The following is a 17777-nucleotide window of genomic DNA, read 5'->3' on the forward strand; positions in this document are numbered from 1 at the left end:
TAACGCGCACGTTAACGAGACCTCCGCAGTATCTGGTCCTGCCGGCGCTTCGCCGTCACGTTCCAGGTGGCTCCCCGCAGCGGAGCCGGCGATATGAGAGGTTCAAATGCGAAAGAGCAAACTCGGAATAGCTGTTCTCGGGGTGGCCATGCTGGCGACGGCGTGCGGCTCCGGCGGTGACGAGGGAAGCACCGCGCAGTCGGGCGGCCTGCCCGCCACCATCAAGATCGGTGTTCCGCTGGACGTCAGCGGCGCCGCGGGCATCGCCGGTGTGGGGACCAGCGAGCGCGACGGCGTGCGACTCGCGACCAAGGAGATCAACGACACCGGTTTCCTGGGCAGCTCGAAGATCGAGCTGGTGGAGATCGATACGAAGGCGGACAAGCAGGAGGCCGTGCAGGCGGTGCTCAAGCTCGCCTCCGACCAGGTCGACGCGGTCGTCGGCTTCACCCTCACCCCGTCGTTCCTCGCCGCGGGGCCGCAGCTGCAGCAGAACGGCATCCCGACCATGGCGGTCGGCCTCTCCTCGGGTGGCGTCACCGAGATCGGCGACTACATGTTCCGTCTCTATCCCGACATGGCCAACGTGATGCCCCCGGCCGACAAGGAGTTCGCCGCAGCGTTCAGCGGCCTCAAGTCCGCGGCGTACCTGTACCAGAGCGACTCCGAGGCGGCCAAGAACGTCATCGGCAAGCGTCAGGAGGCGCTGGAGGGCGCCGGTCTCCAGACCCTGGGCACCGAGACCTTCGTCGGCACCGACACCGACGTGCGGGCCCAGCTGACCAAGCTCAAGCAGCTGAACCCCGACGTGCTGGTCACCATGCCGCTGCCCGGCATGATGAGCACGATCTACCTGCAGCTCGACGAGATCGGCTTCGACAAGCCGGTGTTCATGGCACCGGACGTCAGCGACGCCACCATGGAGCAGGCCGGCGAGGCCATGCAGTGCTTCGTGTACGTGACGGCCTGGAACGGCCAGAGCAGTGAGGGCAACAACAGCCACTTCCTGGACTACTGGAAGCAGAACGGCGCGCAGCGCTCCGCCACCGTCTTCGAGGCGGCCGGCTACGCGTCGCTGTGGTCGATGGCGCACGCCTTCAAGAACGCCGGCAGCAACGACAAGAAGGCCGTCCGGGACGCGCTGGCGGCCCTGAACGGCCTGGACACCCCGTTCGGCAAGATCGGCTTCACCCAGAACCGGGCCGCCGACGTCAAGGGCACCAAGCTCCAGATCGTGGACAGCAAGATCACCCTGTTCGACGACCAGAAGTCCCCCAGCTGCGCGCGCTGACCCGCGCCCCCGCCCCGACCGACCCGCCGCCCCGACCCGCCGCCCCGGCACGCCGCACCACGGTGTGCCGGGGCGGCGTCGTTGGCGGGTGCCCCTGTCGCCCATTACGGAGGAGACCTCGCGATGACCTTCAAAATCGACCACCTCGTCCACGCCAACGTGGTCTGCAGCGACTTCGACCGGTCGCTCGACTTCTACACCCGCCTGCTCGGCGCCCGGATCCTCGGGCAGCCGTTCGAGTTCGACGCCGGAGACGACTTCCGTACGATCCTGGACGTCACAGGGCCGGTCCGCTGCAAGGCGGCCCTGCTCAGCTGGAGCTCCCGGGACACCGACACCTATCTGGACCTGCTGCACTTCACCGACGACGGCGGCGCACCGGCGCCGCGCACGGCCAAGGACGCGGGGCTCGCCCGCCTGGGGCTGCGGGTCGAGGACATGGACACCACGATGGCCTGGATCACCGAGCACGGCATCCCCGTGGTCGGCGGGCCGGTCACCCTCGTCCCCATGCCGGGCCGCGAGCGGCGCGTGGTCACCATCCTCGACCCGGACGGGACGCTGCTGAACCTGATGGAGTTCTCGGGGTCCTCGGCGTCCCCGGCCGGGAGCGGGCGCGGATGACCGGCGCCGCCGCCCCGCGCGGGGCACCGATAACGGCCGCGGCCATACCCCCGCCGGGCTCTCCGGTTCACGTAACGCCGGTGTTAACGAGGAAACGCAACGCTGGCCCCGATCTCGTCATACCGCGGACAGCCAGGGCCGAGGCCGCGAGAGGGAACGGAGGATGGTGTGCAACAGACCATTAACGGCTTGGCCTTGGGGAGTACCTACGCCCTGTTGGGCGTGGGCGTCACCCTGGTCTGGGGTGTCCTCAACCTCCTCAACTTCGCCCATGCGCAGATCCTGACCTGGGGCACCTTCGCCGCCCTGGCCGCGCTGCGCCTGGGCGTCCCCGTACCGGTCGCGATCCTGGTGGGCATGGTGGCGGCCGGTGTGCTGTCGGTGCTGATCGACCTGGCCGTCCTCGCGCCGCTTCGCGGTCGCAAGGCACCGGAGTTCTCCTTCGTGGTCGCGACGATCGGCGTCTCGCTGGTGCTCACCACGGTGCTGCGCACCTACACCGACGCGCAGACCGAGGCGTTCCCCCGTCAGGGTTTCCCGGTCGGCGCCTTCGACTTCGCCGGCCAGAACGTGCCCCGGCTCCAGGTGGTCATGTTCGTGATCGCCGTGGTGGCGATGGTGGGCCTCGCGTACTGGCTGAACCGGACCAAGTCCGGCCGGTCCGTCCGCGCGGTGGCCCACGACCGGGAGACCGCCGAGTTGCTCGGTGTGAACAGCCAGCTCGTCTTCTCGATCTGTTTCTTCGTCGCCGGCGCGCTCGCCGCGGTGGCGGGCATCTTCGTCGCCGCCTCGGCGGCGCAGGTGTCGTACTCGTCCGGCGACGGGCTGCTGCTCATCGCCTTCGCGGTGATCATCCTCGGTGGCATGGGCTCGGTGAAGGGCGCGATCATCGGCGGTCTCGTCCTCGGTGTGGTCGAGGTCTACGCCACCACCTACGTCTCCAGCTCGTTCAGGGAGATCATCGCCTTCGCCGTCATCCTCGCGATGCTGGTCGCGCGGCCGTCCGGGTTCTTCGGCAAGAAGGAGGCCGCCCGTGTTTGAGTGGCTCGAACCGCTCCAGCTGTTCCGGCTGGACACCGCACTCATCCTCACCCTGCTCGTGATCAGCGTGCACATCACGTTCCGGGTCGGCATCATGTCGCTCGCCCCGATGGGGTTCGCCGCGGTCGGCGGCTACACCGCGGCCCTCATCGCGACCAAGTCCGAGCTGCCGTTCGCGATCGGCCTGCTCGTCGCCACGGTGCTGGCGGGCATGATCGGCGCGCTGTTCGCCCCGCCGGTGCTGCGGTTGCGCGGCATCTACATGGCCCTGGGCAGCCTGGCCCTCGCCCAGGCCATCGTGGTGCTGATCCGGATCAACGACTACACCAACGGTCCGAACGGCATCGCGGGCATCCCGATCGAGGTCAAGACCGAGTACCTGGTCGTCGCGCTGCTGGTGGCGTTCGTACTGCTGGAGCTCAGCCACCGCTCCCACTTCGGCCGGGCCGCCAAGGCGGTGCGGCTGGACGAGCGCACCGCGGAGGGCATGGGCGTGAACGTGTTCCGCGTCCGGTTCGTGAGCTTCACCGCGGCCGCCGCCGTCGCCGGGTGCGCGGGCGCCCTGGAGGCGCACCGCACCACGGTGATCAGCCCCGACCAGTACGGCTTCGCCACGCTGGTCATCGTGTTCACCTACGTGCTGGTGGGCGGCAACGGGCACTGGGCAGGGCCGATCCTGGTCACCTGGGGGCTCACGATCCTGCGCGACTCGCTGCACTTCGCGGGCTCCAACTGGGAGGACGTGATCTACGGCGTGCTGCTCGTCGTGATCCTGCTGGTCGCGCCGAACGGCCTGTCCGACCGCTCGCTCTACCGGGGCCTGCGGCGCCGCTGGCGCGGCAGACGGGACCAGCCCGCGCCCACCGTCCAAGACCCTGCTGAGAAGGTGGCGAGCCGATGACCGCGCTGCTGGAGTTGTCCGGAGTCAGCAAGCATTTCGGCGGCATGAAGGCCGTGAACGACGTCTCCTTCTCCGTGGGAGAGGGCGCCATCTACGGCCTGATCGGTCCCAACGGCGCGGGTAAGACCACGGTGGTCAATCTGATCAGCGGCTACCTGAAGCCCACCGCCGGGCGGATCACCCTCGCCGGGTCCGATCTCGCCGATCTGCGCCCGCACCGGCTGGCCGCCGCGGGCATCGCCCGCACCTACCAGAACCTGAAGCTCTTCGACGAGAGCACCGTCCTGGAGAACGTGCTGATCGGCCGGCATCTGTCCTTCAAGGGCCGCCGCTGGCAGCTCGGCCGGGTGCGCAGGCGTGAGGAGGCCGAGCAGCACGAGGTGGCGCGGCGGTTGATCGACCGGGTCGGCCTCACCTCGGTGATCGACGTGGACGTGGCCGAGCTCTCCTACGGCATGCGGCGGCGGGTCGAGATCGCCAGGGCGATGGCCACCGAGCCTCGGCTGCTGCTGCTCGACGAGCCGACCGCCGGGATGAACCGGGCCGAGTCCGACGACATCGGCCGGCTCATCCAGATGATCAACGACGAGGGCGTGACCGTGCTGCTCGTCGACCACAACGTGCGACTGGTCACCGAGGTCTGCCACCAGGTCGTCGTCCTGGACTGGGGCAGCGTGCTCACCGAGGCCGGCCCGCACGAGGTGTGGCAGGACGAGCGGGTCAAGACGGCCTACCTCGGCGTCAAGGAACGTCGCACAGCGGACACCGTGGAGGCACCGGATGCTGGTCGTTGATTCCCTGGTCACCCGTTACGGCGCCGTCGAAGCGCTGCACGGGGTGAGCCTGGAGGTCGGTGCGGGCGAGGCCGTGGCCCTGGTCGGGCCGAACGGCGCGGGCAAGACGACCCTGCTGCGTACGATCTCCGGCCTGGTACGGCCGACGGCCGGGAGCGTGACGATCGACGGCAAGGCGACCGGGCGCCGCGCCGCCTACCGGGTCGCCCGGCTGGGCGTCAGCCACGTGCCCGAGGGCCGGGCGATCCTGTCCCCCCTCACCGTGAAGGACAACCTGCTCATGGGCGGCAGCCGGCTGCCCGGCTCCGAGGCCGGCGAGCGGATGGACGAGATGATCGAGCTGTTCCCCGTGCTGGGACGGCGGATCGACTCCCTCGGGGGCGTGCTGTCCGGCGGCGAGCAGCAGATGCTCGCGATCGCGCGCGGGCTGATGGCCCGCCCGCGGCTGCTCATGATCGACGAGCCGTCGATGGGGCTCGCCCCGCGCATCGTGGGCGACGTGCTGGACGCGCTGCACCGCGTGGTCGCCACCGGCACCGCGGTGCTGGTGGCGGAACAGAACGTGGGCCTCGCGCTGGAGGTGGCCGACCGGGCGTACGTGATGGTGGTCGGGGACATCGTGGCGTCCGGGCGCAGCGAGGACATGGACGAGAACAGCCTGCTGGAGACGTACCTGGCCTGAGGTCTTCCCCTCTTTCCGGCGTCCCGCTGGTCCGGCCTCCCCCGGCCCGGATCACCGGGATGTACGAGGGCGGCGCCCTTCCCGGCTTCCTGGCCATCCGGCCAGGAAGCCGGGACGTACGAGGACGACGCCCCGTACACCGAGAGAAGCGGCCGGGCCGGCGGATGAATCCGCCGGCCCGGCCGCTTCGGCTCGTACCTCAGCGTCAACCTGTGCTCTCCGGATCGGCTCGTGCCTTTGGTTCGGCTCGCGCCCTCCGACCAGGCCGGCACCCTTCGGTCAGACCTGTGTTCTCCGGCCTGGCCCGTGCCCTGTGGTCTGGCTCGCGCCCTCCGGTTCGGCACGCGCCCCGGGGCCCTACAACCGCTCGATGATCGTGACGTTCGCCTGGCCGCCGCCCTCGCACATCGTCTGCAGCCCGTACCTGCCGCCCGTACGCTCCAGCCGGTTGAGCATCGTCGTCATCAGCCGCGCGCCGGTCGCCCCGAGCGGGTGGCCGAGCGCGATCGCCCCGCCGTCCGGGTTCACCTTGGCCGGGTCGAACCCGGTCTCCTTCAGCCAGGCCAGCACCACCGGCGCGAATGCCTCGTTGATCTCCACGGTGTCGATGTCGTCAGGGGTGAGCCCGGTCCGCTCCAGTGCCCGCTTGGTCGCCGGGATCGGCGCCGAGAGCATCATCAGCGGGTCGTCGCCCATCACCGTCATGTGGTGAACACGCGCCCGCGGTGTCAGCCCCAGATGCTTCACCGCGCGCTCCCCGGCGATCAGCAGGGCGGCCGAGCCGTCGCTGATCTGGCTGGCGCAGGCGGCGGTGATCCGGCCGTCGGGCAGCAGGGTGGGCAGCGACCTGATCTTCTCCCAGTCGGGCTCGCGCGGGCCGTTGTCGGCGGACAGGCCGCCCAGCGGCGCGATCTCCGGCTCGAACAGCCTCTCGGCGTTCGCGCGCAGGGCACGGGTGTGCGACTCGACCGCGAACCGCTCCATTTCGTCGCGCGAGATGTCCCAGTGTGTCGCCATCATCTCGGCGCCCCGGAACTGGCTCACCTCCCCCTTCCCGAACCGGCTCGTCCACCCCTCGGAGGTGGAGAACGGGTCCTCGAACCCGAGTGCCCTACCGGAGTCGGCCGCCGACATCAGCGGCACCATGCTCATGTTCTGTACGCCGCCGGCCACGACCAGGTCCATCGTGCCGCTCATCACGGCCTGGGCGGCGAAGTGCACGGCCTGCTGCGCCGAGCCGCACTGCCGGTCGATGGTGACCCCCGGCACGTGGACCGGGAAGCCTGCCGCCAGCCAGCAGGTGCGGGCGATGTCGAAGGACTGCGGGCCGACCGAGTCCACGTTGCCGAACACCACGTCGTCGACGAGCGCGGGGTCCACCCCGGCCCGCTCGATCAACGCGCGAATGGCGTGCGCTCCCAGGTCTGCCGGATGGATCGTGCTCAGCGCCCCGCCGCGCCTGCTCACCGGAGTGCGGACGGCGTCGATGATGAATGCTTCAGCCATGCCGCCGACCGTACGGACGAAACGTTAACCGGCCGTACGCCGCCCGATCGGGCGGCGTTACCCCGCCCCTGTCCCCTGACGCCGGATCGGCCGCCCGCACGTCTCGCGTCGTCACGCGTCGTCACGCGTTGTCGCGCGTTGTCGCGCGTGCGCGTCGTCGACCGCACCGCGGCCCTCGCCCTTGCCCTGCCCGGCTTGGCGAGGGCGAGGGCGAGGGTCAGACGACGGACCGGGCGACGAGGTCGGCGATCTCCTCCGGCGAGCGGCCCAGCTCGGCCAGTACGTCGGCCGTGTGCCGCCCCAGCTCGGGCACCGGGTCCATCCGCGGCTCGGCCCCGTCCAGGGAGATCGGCGGCAACAGCGCCCGGATGGGGCCACCGGGTGTGCCGACGTCCCGCCATCGGTCACGCTCGCGCAGCACCGGGTGGTCCAGGAAGTCGGCCACCGTGTTCACCCCGGCGTTCGCGACCCCGGCCTGATCGAGCAGTTCGGCGGCGTCGGCGCCGTCCAGCTCGGCGAAGCGCGCGTCGACGATGGCCTCCAGCGTGTCCCGATCGGCCACCCGCAGCGTGTTGGTGGCGAAACGCGGGTCGGTCGCGAGCTCGGGATCCTTGAGGAACACCGCGCAGAACCGGATCCACTCGGCCTCGTTCTGGATGGAGAGCAGCACGGTCCGCCCGTCGCGGGCGGTGAACGGTCCGTACGGGGCGATGGTGGCGTGCCGGGCGCCGGCACGCGGCTGCTGGCGCCCGCTGCCCGCGGTGTAGTTGGCCGGCTGCCCCATCCACTCGGCGAGCGCCTCGAACAGCGACACCTCCAGCGTGGCCCCCCGCCCGGTGACCTGCCGCTGGTACAGGGCCGTCAGCACCGCGCTGAAGCCGTACATCCCGGCGGCGATGTCGGCCACCGAGACGCCGACCCTGGCGGGCTCGTCCGCCGACCCGGTCAGCGAGACCAGCCCGGCCTCGCATTGGACCAGCAGGTCGTACGCCTTGCGCCCGGCCCACGGGCCGTCACCACCCCACCCGGTGATGCCGAGCACGATCTTGCGTGGGTCCCGCTCCCTGACGGCGGCGGCGGCGAGCCCGAGCCGGTCGGCGGCGCCGGGGCCGAGGTTCTGGACGAGCACGTCGGCCCGGTCCACCAGCTCGTGCAGGATCTCCCTGCCGTGCGGGGACTTCACGTCCAGGGTGACCGACTCCTTCGAGCGGTTCAGCCAGACGAAGTAGCTGGACTGGCCGTGCACCGACTCGTCGTAGCGGCGGGCGAAGTCGCCGGAGCCCGGTCGCTCGATCTTGATCACGCGGGCGCCGAGGTCGGCGAGCTGGCGGGTCGCGAACGGCGCGGCGACCGCGTGTTCCAACGTCACGACGGTGATCCCGGTCAGCGGCAGCACGGCTCCCCCTCGGTTGGTCAATATAAAATATAGAGTTTTACTCTAGGGCATCAGGGTGATCAGGCTTTACTCGGGGATGCCTTCTGATCAGCCGATTCATGACCGGGGACGTGAACTGAGAGAAAATATCCTAAGAGGTCCCTGACGGGGTCTCGCTGTCCACGGTCTGCCGATCGAACTGCCTGGCCAGCAGGTCGCCGGAGTTCACGATGTGATCGTGCATCGCCCTGCGCGCGGCCTCCGCGTCCCCGGCCCGCAGCCCGGCCAGGATCCCGGCGTGGTCGTGCAGGGTCGCCTCGGGCCAGCCCTCGATCGCGGAGTAGAAGCGGGTGGGGATGTAGCGGCCGGTCAGGCCGAGCACCCAGGTGATCTTTCTGGCGCCCGCCACCAGGTTGATGTGCCGGTGGAAGGCGTGGTTCCTCTCCTCAAGCAGAGTGAGGTCCTTGCGGTGCGCAGCGGCCAGCAGTTCGTGGTGCAGCGCTTCCAACTCGGCCAGATCCTCCGGCGTCACCCGTACGGCGGCGCGGGCCGCGAGCTCACCCGAGATCAGCGCGTGCGCCTCGAACAGGTCGCGGACGTCCTGACCGGTCAGCGGCGCGACCTGGAATCCGCGGCGGGGCAGCAGCTGCAGGAAGCCCTCCACCCGGAGCACGTGCAGCGCCTCGCGGGCCGGCGTCGCGGAGATACCCAGTGCCTGGCCCACCGCCTCCGGCCGGACCGAGTCGCCCGGGCGCCACCGACCCGACATGATCATGCTGCGGATGTAGGAGGCGGCCGCGTCGCTGAGCTGGGGACGGTCCGCCTCGGAGGTCCGGGGCGGACCGTCCGTCGGGGCCGTTCCCGCGCCCTCGGTCATTCTGCCGCTCAACGCACGACCTCTCGCCTCGATCGGGACTTCTTTTCTTCGCGTCCCACCTGCGCCGACGATCCTAGGTGGATACGAAGGGCCACGACACGGCCTCGATGGGCGGACACTGGACGGGCCGGGGCACGGAAGACCCACGCGGGGAGTGTGAACCGCCGGGGCATGGCGCGGCGCAACGCTTCCGGCCCCCGCACCTCGACCGCGTGGAGGCGCAGCGCGTCCGACCGGCTCAGCTCGCCGCGCCGGACCTCGACCATGCCGCGCAGACCGGCGGTCACCGTCACGGTCACGGCGTGGCCGGGGTCCGTGTGACAGACGTCCACCTCGTCACATGAACCGAGACCTGGCCGTCGGCGGTCAGGTCGTCGTTCTCTCCTTCGGATCGGTCAGGCCGGTCATGACCAGGTCGGCGAGTTGCCGGTACGCCTCGGCGGCGTCGAGGCCGGTGCTCGACTGGATGGTCCCGCGCTGGATCGCGCCCATGATCTCGGCCGCGACGGCTCCCACGAACGACGCGTGCACCGGGCGCAGCGCACCCGCCCGCACTCCCTCGGTCACCAGGGCCTGCACCCGCCTGGCCGCGTACCGGGTGTTCTCCTGATACACGTCGTTGGCCGGGCCGAAGTCGGCCACGTCGGCGAAGAACCTGGCCGAGGCCGGTTGGAGCTCCGAGGCGACGGCCTCCAGATAGATCACCAGTCGTCGCGCCGGGTCGTCGGAGGCCGCAACCCGGGCCTCGATGCGTTCCGCCGTGTTCTTGAAGAACGAGCGCACGGCCGCGACGACGATCTGCTCCTTGCTCGGCGCCACGGCGTACAGGGTGGTTCTCGAACACCTCAGCCGTTCCGCCAGGTCTCCGATGCCGAACGAGGAGAATCCCTCACCGAGGAACAGCTCTCGAAGCTGGACCAGCATCTCCTCGCGGCGCATGCGAGCCTTCCCTGGAATCGGCATGAGGCCGACTCTACGACAGAGTACCGAAACTGATACCGTGGTACTCATATCGGTTTCTGGAGGATCCCATGCCCGCGTCACGTGTCATGCCCACCAGCGAGAGCGCCGACCTGATCACCCTCGTCCGAGACCTCGCCGCCAAGGAACTCCTGCCCAGAGCCGCCCAGGCCGAGGCCGACGAGGAGTTCCCGCGCGAGGTCTTCAGGACCCTCGGCGCCGTCGGCCTCCTCGGTCTCCCCTACCCCGAGGAGTACGGTGGCGCGGGCCAGCCGTACGAGGTGTACCTGCAGGTGCTTGAGGAAATCGCGGCGGTCTGGTCGAGCGTCGGCGTCGGCGTCAGCGTGCACGCCCTGTCGTGCTTCGGGCTCGTCAGGTTCGGTACCGAGGAACAGCGGCGAGAGTGGTTGCCGGACATGCTCGGCGGCGACCTGCTCGGCGCGTACAGCCTGAGCGAGGCGCACGCGGGCTCCGATCCCGCCGCGATGAGCACCCGCGCCGTACGGGACGGCGACGACTACGTACTCGACGGCGCGAAGGCGTGGACGACCCACGGCGGGCACGCCGACTTCTACCAGGTGATGGCGCGGACCTCCGACGACCGCAAGGGCATCTCCTGCTTCCTCGTCCCCGCCGACGCCGAAGGCCTGAGCGCCGACCCGCCCGAGCACAAGATGGGCCTGACCGGATCGGTGACCGCGACCATACGCCTGGACCACGTCCGCGTTCCCGCCGGACGCAGGATCGGCGCGGAGGGCGACGGCCTCAAGATCGCACTGGCCGGCCTCGACTCCGGCCGGCTGGGCATCGCGGCGGTCGCCACGGGGCTGGCCCAGGGGGCGCTCGACCAGGCCGTGGCGTACGCGAAGGAGCGGCAGACCTTCGGCAAGCCGATCATCGAGCACCAGGGCCTCGCGTTCCTGCTCGCCGACATGGAGGCGGCCGTCCAGAGCGCCCGCGCGACGACACTGCACGCCGCGCGCCTGAAAGACCGAGGGCTCCCGTTCGGCAGGGAGGCCTCCATCGCCAAGCTGGTCGCCACCGACAACGCCATGAAGGTCACCACCGACGCCGTTCAGGTCCTCGGCGGTTACGGCTACACCCGCGACTTCCCGGTCGAGCGCTACATGCGCGAGGCGAAGGTCATGCAGATCTTCGAGGGCACCAACCAGATCCAGCGCCTGGTCATCGGCCGCGCACTCGCCGGGAACCCAGGCGGGACGATCACCACCGCCGACGGGGAGCGGAGCTGAAGAAGAGCGGCGGGCCGGTTTCCCACCGGCCCGCCGCTCTTCTTCAGCTGGTTTTCGGCGAGTTTCCAGCGACTAGGAGCGATCCCGCCGCTGCGGGGAGCGGGATGGGTCACATCTCCGCGGTCGGGGTGGCCTGCTCACTGGTCGGGGTGGCCTGCTCCGCCGTCGGGGTGGCCCTTTCCGCACTCTGGCGGATCCGCTCGATCTGCGCCTGGGTGACGTTGAGGGTGCCGAATTCCTTGACCGCCTGGTAGTAGGTCCATGCGAGGCTGTTGCAGGTGCCCCTGGGAATGGTGGAATATCCCGCGCAGACCTGCTTCATGTCGAAGTAGAACGCGTCGTCGATGCGCGCCTTGTTCGCCGGGAACTGGCTCACCGCCTTGTAGTTGCGGTAGCCGAAGTCGTGACGTCGGCACGACATTCTGAAGTCGAAGCCGAGCGGCTGGTCAGGGCTGGCCGAACACAGGTCGGTCGACCAGTCGAAGTTGTAGTCCGCCCAGCTTCCCTGGTTCTGCCAGGCGGAAACCCAGCTCGCGGCACTCGCCGCCGTAGGCTGGCTGAAATTGGAAAGTGCGGCGAGTTTTTGCTGCAACGTCACCGCGTAGGCGGGCAGGGTTAATCCGAGTAGTACGGCGAAGGAGAGGGAGACGGTTGCGAGGGCGCGCTTGACCATGGACTCTGCCTTTGTCCGGGGGGTACCTCTCGCGGCAGGATGCCGCCACGGCCTAACAATGAGGCGAAATATCCTGTGACGCCGAGACAGATCTTCGTAAAGATCTGCGCCGATATTCGTTAACGGCGGCTCTTTACAGCTTTTACAGCTTCAAGTAAGAGCGAGTGGTGTCGAGGCGTTCCTCGCCCTCGTGGCCGACCACGGCGGGCCGACGTGCCGACGCTCGACCAGACCACCACGTGCACGACGTCGGTCCGGTAGAGCCGGTTCTTCGGCCGAGCGGCCCTTTCCCGGCGGTCCCCGCTTCCGGTGATCCCTGCCAGGAGAGGCCGGCCTTCGTCATCGCGGATGATCGCCGATAGCTGAACCGAGTGAGCGAGCGTGTGGCGGCGACGGCGGTGAGCCACAATCACCTCATGACGGCACCACTGACCGGCGCGGTCCAGCTCCCCGACGGAATCTGGGTGCGCGGCCGAGGGCTGCGGAACACCGCCCCCACCGGCCCGGCCCCCGACTTCGCGCTCTATCTCGGCTCCGCGCGCCTCCGGCAGCGCCACCAGAGCGATCTGCCATGGCCGCACGAATGGATCCGCTGGCCGGACTTCCTGCTGCCCCTGGACCGGCACGCGGCCGCCCGCTCCATCGTCCACCTGCGCGACCAGGCGCGATCGGGGCTCTCCGTCGAGGTCGCCTGCGGCGGCGGGGTCGGCAGGACCGGCACCGTCATGGCCTGCCTCGTGACCCTCACCGGCCTGCCCCCTCGGGAGGCCGTCGAGTGGACGCGTGCGCACTACCACCGCCGCGCGGTCGAAACCCCCTGGCAACGACGGTGGGTGACGTGGTTCTCCGCCCAACCGGAGGCGTGATCCCACGAGACCGCCGTACGCCCGTGACGGACGTACGGCGGCTCGCCGAAGGGTCGGACACCCGCTCGTCACGGACGTACGGCGACTCTCCGAGGATGACGCCCGTAACGCCCCTTGCCCGTCACGGACGTACGGCGACCCCTGTCAGGTGAGGAGACCGTCCCCGATCCAGCCGCCCGGTGAGCAGCCGGGCGGGATGGCGAAGACGGCCGAGCCGATCGGGGTCGTCCACTCGTTGAGCAGGTCGGCCTCGGCCAGCCTGCGCTGGATCGGCAGGAACTGCCGGGAGACGTCGGCCTGGTAGGAGGCGAACAGCAGCCCGGAGTCGGCGTGTCCTTCCGAGGTGAGTCCCTCGTCGTAGTTGTAGACCCTGCGGAAGATCCGCAGGTTCGGGTCGGCGACATGGGCCCGGCGGATATGGGCCTGCTCGGAGATGACGGGGAAACCGATCGCGTTGAGCTTCTCGAAGTCGGCATCGTCGTGCTCGTCGCGCCCGGTGAGCGGGGCGCCGTTGTCGAGGCGGCGGCCCACGGTGAACTCCTTGCCGATCCGGTCCACGGCGTCCCAGGTCTCCATCTCCGCCCGGATGCGCCGCAGCACCAGCGTGGTGCCGCCGCGCAGCCACTGTGGGCCGTCGCTCACCCACACGGCCCGGTCGAACTCGGGAGTGCCGGGTACGGGGTTGACGGTCCCATCCAGCTGGCCCATCACGTTGCGCTGGGTCAGCCCGGCGGGCTGGGTGTACGCGCCGCGCCGGAACCCCCGCTGGATCCAGCGGACCTTCGCGAAGGAACGGGCGTCCTTGACGACCATGCGCAGGGCGTGGGCCAGAGTGAGTGCGTCGTCGGCGCAGATCTGCAGCAGCAGGTCCCCGCCGCTCCACTCCTTCCTGAGCTTGTCGATCGCGAAGGCGGGCAGCGGTGCCGCCGCCTCCGGAGCGCGGTCGGTCAGGCCGGCCGCCGTGAGGAAGCCGGGACCGAACCCGAAGGTCACGGTGAGCCGGGCGGGCAGTACGGCCAGTTCAGGCTCGGTGTCGGCCAGGGCAGGCCTGCCCTGGGTGAGCCGCCGGGCGTCGTCGGTGAGCAGCCGCATCATCCGCACGAGCGCCTCGCGGTCGATCTGCGGCCGTAGGTCCAGTCCGACGAACACCCCGTACGTCTGGGGCGCCGTCGCGATCCCGGCCTGGTGGACACCGTCGAAGGGCTCCGTCGCGGCACCCGCGGAGCCTTCGGGGCCTCCGGACGCCGTAGCGGCCCGAGGATCGGCTTGGAGGGCGACCGGGGGGACAGCCTGGTCGGGGGCGCACCCGGCGAGGGCGCCGACCGCGGTGGCGGCGCCTCCCGCGAGCAGTCCCCTACGGCTGAGTCGGGGGTCTGGCATCAGAATTCTCCTCCGTTTCCCGCTCAGCCGTCGCTCTCGCCCATGTGCATGTCCCCGTCGCCGTCGCCCTTGTCGGCTTTGTCCCCTCCCATGTCCATGCCGGGCTGGTAGTCCTCCTTGCCTCCGGCGAAGTCCTTGCCGACCGCGGTGAACTCCACGGTCCGGCCGTCCTTGAGGGTGAGGGTGAAGGGGATCTGCGCGCCGGGCTTCACCGCTTCGGTGACGCCCATCAGCATGATGTGGTCACCACCGGGCTGGAGCTGGTGGGTGCCCTTCGGAGGGATCACGATCCCACCCTCCTTGGGTCGCATGATCATCTTTCCCTTGGAGTCGACGACCTCGTGCAACTCGATCACCGGCGAGATCGGCGAGACGCCGGAGACGATCGTCACCTCGGCGTCGGTGTTGTTGACCAGGGTGCCGAACGCGGCACTCATCCCCTTCTTCGCGGTCTTCACCCACGGATCGGTGACCGTCAACACGGAGGCGACCGCGGAAGGCGTTGCGGAAGAGGGCGCGGAAGGGGTCGCGGCGGCGGGTGCGGCGGTGCCGGGGGCGGCGGCCGGTTCCGGGGCGCCCTGGGAGCCACATCCGCCCAGGACCATCACGGCCGCGACCAGAAGTCCCGCGGGGGTGGTCCGGCGAACTCCGTTACGGGTGAATCCAGTGATTCCGGCACGGGTGATACGACGAGCAGGCACGTTGACGCCTTTCTTCTGGCCGGATCGGCAGGCCGCGGCCGAACGCCGCCTCGATATGGCCATGCCGGACACGCGGCCGGGATTGTCACGCTGGTACAGGTCCGCCGAGCAGCGGAAAGGCCGCATCGGCGCAGGACCGCGCGTACGGTGCGTACGGCGGTTGGGAACGGGTCAGGCCCTCGGATGACCCGCGCGGTCAGCCGAAGGTGGCGGTGACGATCCGGGGTGGGCCGCGCCGGCTGACGACGTGGCGCAGCACGGCGGAGCGGAGGGCTCCCGGCTCGATCGCGCCCGCGGTGAGGAAGGACGTGTACGCCGGGGTCACGACCGCGACGAGCACGCGGCACAGCCGGACACCGAGCCGTCGCAGCAGCCCCCAGAGCACCGCCTCGCCGCGCGCCAGCCACAGAGCGGTGAGCCCGACGGCCCAGCCGTGCGCCACCAGCATGCCCAGGCCGGGCAGCAGTCCCGAGTGGACGTGCCCGATCATCTCGGCGGGGGACGCGGCGTGCGCGAGGGAGAACAGCACGTGCACCCCCGCCTGCACGCCCGCCAGCAGCGGCAGGATCACCGCGAGCGTCCGTTCGCGCCCCGACACCGCGAGGGCCGCGAAGAAGGCGAGAGCCAGCGCGGCGGCCGCGCTCGGCACGGAGACCGAGCCCCCCGCGAGGACGTGCGCCAGCACGCTCAGCCCCAGGCAGACCGCGGCGAAGGCGGCCGCGCGGGCGAGGCGGAAGGGCAACGTCGCGGGCATGATGGGGAAATCATCCCACGCCACCCCGGCGGTGCGAAGTTCGAGACCCATGGGCGATTCACACCCTCGCCACGTCCGAGATCCACAGGCGATCCGGGGTCAGAAAAAATCTTGAAAGAAAATCCGGCCGCCGTGTCGAATCGGTCCGTGCTCGTTCGAAGCGTGGTCAAAGGGCCGGAGGAACTCCAGAGGAACACCGAAACCGGCCAGGACGCGTGAGGAGAGTGCCATGACCCGGCAGATGACAGGAACCGCGAACACCGTGGCCCGCGACCCGCGAACGAGCGTCACCAGGTCGCTCCTGGTCTGCGGCGTCATCGCCTGACCTCGCCCGCCACCCGGCCAGACCGTTCGAAAAACAAGATCAAGGAGAGACACGATGCGATACATGGTCACCCTCAAGGTCACCCACCAGCCCGACACCCCGCCGCCCGCCGAACTGATGGAGGCGATCATGAAGCTCGGCGAGGAGGCCACCAGAGCGGGCGCGCTGCTCGACAACGGCGGGCTGGCTCCGAGCACCGAGGGGGCGCGGGTCGAGCTCACCGGAGGCAGGATGAACGTCACGGACGGCCCGTTCGCCGAGGCGAAGGAGCTGATCAGTTACGCCCTCTACCAGGTCCGGTCGAAGGAGGAGGCCGTCGAGTGGACCTCCCGCTTCGTGAGGCTCCACCGCGACCACTGGGAGGGCTGGGAGGGCGAGGCCGACATCCACCGCGTCTTCGGCCCCGAGGACTTCGCCGCCCCCGCCTGAGGCCGTCCTCTCCGACGCCCCGGCGAGAATCCCGTGAGGGGATTCTCGCCGGGGCGGAGGACAAGGTGGTTGGATCGGGCGACATGACGGTTGTAGATCCTCGTCGGGTCATCGAGGCGGTCTGGCGGATCGAGTCCGCGAGGGTGATCGCGGGGCTCGCCCGGATGGTGCACGATGTCGGCCTGGCGGAGGAGCTCGCACAGGACGCCCTGGTCATCGCGCTGGAACAGTGGCCAGTCGCCGGTGTGCCCGACAATCCCGGTGCCTGGCTCATGCTCACCGCCAAGCACCGGGCGATCGACCTGCTGCGCCGCAGGAACCGGTACGAGCGCAAGCTCGAAGAGGTCGGCCGGGACATGGAGATCCGCCAGGAGTCGGCAGAGGCCGAGCTGGACGACGCCCTCGACGACCACATCGGCGACGACGTGCTGCGCCTCCTCTTCACGGCCTGCCATCCCGTACTTTCCACGGAAGGACGAGTGGCGCTCACCCTCCGCCTGCTCGGCGGCCTGACGACGGAGGAGATCGCACGCGCCTTCCTGGTGCCCGAGCCGACCGTCGGGCAGAGGATCTTCCGGGCCAAGCGCGTCCTCGCCGACAGGCGGGTACGGATCGAGATGCCCACCCCGGCCGAGTTGGGTGACCGGCTCTCGTCGGTCCTGGAGGTCGTCTACCTCGTCTTCAACGAGGGATACTCGGCGACCGCCGGTGACGACTGGATGCGCCCCTCGCTCTGCGAGGAGGCGCTGCGCCTGGGCCGGATCCTGGCGGGTCTCATGCCCGAGGAGTCCGAGGTGCACGGCCTCGTCGCCCTGATGGAGATCCAGGCGTCCCGCACACGCGCCAGGACGGGACCCGGCGGCGAGCCGGTCCTCCTCCTCGACCAGGACCGGGGTCTGTGGGACCGGCTGCTCATCCGCCGCGGGTTGGACTCGCTCGCCCGAGCCGAGGCGCTCGGCACGCTGGGCCCGTACGGTCTGCAGGCCGCGATCGCCGCCTGCCACGCCCGCGCGCTGTCCGCCGGCGACACGGACTGGGAGCGGATGGCCGCCCTCTACCGGGTGCTCGCCCACGTCGCCCCCTCGCCCGTGGTGGAGCTGAACCGTGCGGTCGCGGTGGACATGGCGTACGGTCCCGAACGCGGCCTGGAGATCGTGGACGGGCTGGTGGCGGAGCGCGCGCTCAGGAACTATCCGCTGCTGGCGGCGGTACGGGGTGATCTGCTCGCGAAGCTGGGCCGCCTCGACGAGGCGCGCACGGAGTTCGAGCGGGCCGCCGGGCTCACCCGCAACGAGCGCGAGCGGACCCTCTTCCTCGCCCGCGCGACCGCCACGGACAGCTGACG

18 protein-coding genes are annotated in these 17777 nt (G+C 70.1%); 10 read left to right on the top strand and 8 right to left on the bottom strand.

Features of this window, described 5'->3' with window-relative positions; genetic code table 11:
* Window positions 1-106: 106 nt before the first annotated feature.
* From ACIBH4_RS10360 to ACIBH4_RS10385, 6 genes are all read left to right on the top strand, one after another.
* Window positions 107-1291 carry an ABC transporter substrate-binding protein gene (locus ACIBH4_RS10360; protein WP_362503643.1) on the top strand — a complete coding sequence of 395 codons (1185 nt, stop codon included), beginning with the start codon at window positions 107-109 and terminating at the stop codon, window positions 1289-1291.
* Window positions 1292-1414: 123 nt separating this feature from the next.
* Window positions 1415-1915: a VOC family protein gene (locus tag ACIBH4_RS10365; protein WP_362503646.1), complete on the top strand. Its 501-nt coding sequence runs from the start codon at window positions 1415-1417 to the stop codon at window positions 1913-1915.
* 189 nt (window positions 1916-2104) lie between these two features.
* Complete coding sequence (locus ACIBH4_RS10370) at window positions 2105-2956, top strand: branched-chain amino acid ABC transporter permease (RefSeq protein WP_362503649.1); 852 nt, start codon at window positions 2105-2107, stop codon at window positions 2954-2956.
* Window positions 2949-3857, top strand: a complete 909-nt coding sequence (locus ACIBH4_RS10375) for a branched-chain amino acid ABC transporter permease (protein WP_362503652.1) — start codon at window positions 2949-2951, stop codon at window positions 3855-3857. The genes ACIBH4_RS10370 and ACIBH4_RS10375 overlap by 8 nt, the downstream gene beginning before the upstream one ends.
* Window positions 3854-4651, top strand: coding sequence for an ABC transporter ATP-binding protein (locus ACIBH4_RS10380; RefSeq protein ID WP_362503656.1), 798 nt, complete (start codon window positions 3854-3856; stop codon window positions 4649-4651). Before ACIBH4_RS10375 ends, ACIBH4_RS10380 begins: the two co-directional genes overlap by 4 nt.
* Window positions 4638-5333, top strand: coding sequence for an ABC transporter ATP-binding protein (locus ACIBH4_RS10385; protein WP_362503659.1), 696 nt, complete (start codon window positions 4638-4640; stop codon window positions 5331-5333). Before ACIBH4_RS10380 ends, ACIBH4_RS10385 begins: the two co-directional genes overlap by 14 nt.
* Window positions 5334-5690: 357 nt before the next feature.
* Here ACIBH4_RS10385 and ACIBH4_RS10390 read toward each other — a convergent pair whose 3' ends face one another.
* From ACIBH4_RS10390 to ACIBH4_RS10405, 4 genes are all read right to left on the bottom strand, one after another.
* Window positions 5691-6839 (bottom strand): acetyl-CoA C-acetyltransferase, encoded by a 1149-nt coding sequence (locus tag ACIBH4_RS10390; protein WP_362503662.1) that lies wholly within the window; start codon window positions 6837-6839, stop codon window positions 5691-5693.
* 217 nt (window positions 6840-7056) lie between these two features.
* Window positions 7057-8235 carry a CaiB/BaiF CoA-transferase family protein gene (locus ACIBH4_RS10395; RefSeq protein WP_362503665.1) on the bottom strand — a complete coding sequence of 393 codons (1179 nt, stop codon included), beginning with the start codon at window positions 8233-8235 and terminating at the stop codon, window positions 7057-7059.
* A gap of 130 nt (window positions 8236-8365) precedes the next feature.
* On the bottom strand, window positions 8366-9103 hold the full coding sequence (locus tag ACIBH4_RS10400) for a GntR family transcriptional regulator (protein WP_362503668.1): 738 nt from the start codon (window positions 9101-9103) through the stop codon (window positions 8366-8368).
* 354 nt (window positions 9104-9457) lie between these two features.
* Complete coding sequence (locus ACIBH4_RS10405) at window positions 9458-10054, bottom strand: TetR/AcrR family transcriptional regulator (protein ID WP_362503671.1); 597 nt, start codon at window positions 10052-10054, stop codon at window positions 9458-9460.
* A 68-nt stretch (window positions 10055-10122) separates the two neighbouring features.
* Here ACIBH4_RS10405 and ACIBH4_RS10410 point away from each other — a divergent pair, with 68 nt between their 5' ends.
* On the top strand, window positions 10123-11304 hold the full coding sequence (locus ACIBH4_RS10410; protein WP_362770355.1) for an acyl-CoA dehydrogenase family protein: 1182 nt from the start codon (window positions 10123-10125) through the stop codon (window positions 11302-11304).
* A gap of 109 nt (window positions 11305-11413) precedes the next feature.
* On the opposite strand, the gene ACIBH4_RS10415 is transcribed toward ACIBH4_RS10410, so the two are convergent.
* On the bottom strand, window positions 11414-11977 hold the full coding sequence (locus ACIBH4_RS10415) for a phospholipase (RefSeq protein WP_362503677.1): 564 nt from the start codon (window positions 11975-11977) through the stop codon (window positions 11414-11416).
* A gap of 416 nt (window positions 11978-12393) precedes the next feature.
* Here ACIBH4_RS10415 and ACIBH4_RS10420 point away from each other — a divergent pair, with 416 nt between their 5' ends.
* Window positions 12394-12843: a protein-tyrosine phosphatase family protein gene (locus tag ACIBH4_RS10420; protein WP_362764958.1), complete on the top strand. Its 450-nt coding sequence runs from the start codon at window positions 12394-12396 to the stop codon at window positions 12841-12843.
* Between the two features lie 144 nt (window positions 12844-12987).
* Here the strand turns inward: ACIBH4_RS10420 and ACIBH4_RS10425 are convergent, their stop codons facing one another.
* The 3 genes from ACIBH4_RS10425 to ACIBH4_RS10435 form a co-directional block, all read right to left on the bottom strand.
* A complete protein-coding gene (locus ACIBH4_RS10425) occupies window positions 12988-14223 on the bottom strand; it encodes a Dyp-type peroxidase (RefSeq protein WP_362764955.1) in 1236 nt (411 codons plus the stop codon).
* A gap of 23 nt (window positions 14224-14246) precedes the next feature.
* On the bottom strand, window positions 14247-14924 hold the full coding sequence (locus ACIBH4_RS10430; RefSeq protein WP_362503686.1) for a copper chaperone PCu(A)C: 678 nt from the start codon (window positions 14922-14924) through the stop codon (window positions 14247-14249).
* Between the two features lie 196 nt (window positions 14925-15120).
* Window positions 15121-15729: an MFS transporter gene (locus tag ACIBH4_RS10435; RefSeq protein WP_362503689.1), complete on the bottom strand. Its 609-nt coding sequence runs from the start codon at window positions 15727-15729 to the stop codon at window positions 15121-15123.
* A 328-nt stretch (window positions 15730-16057) separates the two neighbouring features.
* Here ACIBH4_RS10435 and ACIBH4_RS10440 point away from each other — a divergent pair, with 328 nt between their 5' ends.
* Together ACIBH4_RS10440 and ACIBH4_RS10445 are read left to right on the top strand one after the other, a co-directional pair.
* Window positions 16058-16432 carry a YciI family protein gene (locus ACIBH4_RS10440; protein WP_362503692.1) on the top strand — a complete coding sequence of 125 codons (375 nt, stop codon included), beginning with the start codon at window positions 16058-16060 and terminating at the stop codon, window positions 16430-16432.
* 83 nt (window positions 16433-16515) lie between these two features.
* A complete protein-coding gene (locus tag ACIBH4_RS10445; RefSeq protein ID WP_362764952.1) occupies window positions 16516-17775 on the top strand; it encodes an RNA polymerase sigma factor in 1260 nt (419 codons plus the stop codon).
* The last annotated feature ends 2 nt before the right edge of the window (window positions 17776-17777 follow it).

The sequence above is a fragment of the Streptosporangium sp. NPDC050284 genome (assembly GCF_044459525.1).
Classification (GTDB): Bacteria; Actinomycetota; Actinomycetes; order Streptosporangiales; family Streptosporangiaceae; genus Streptosporangium.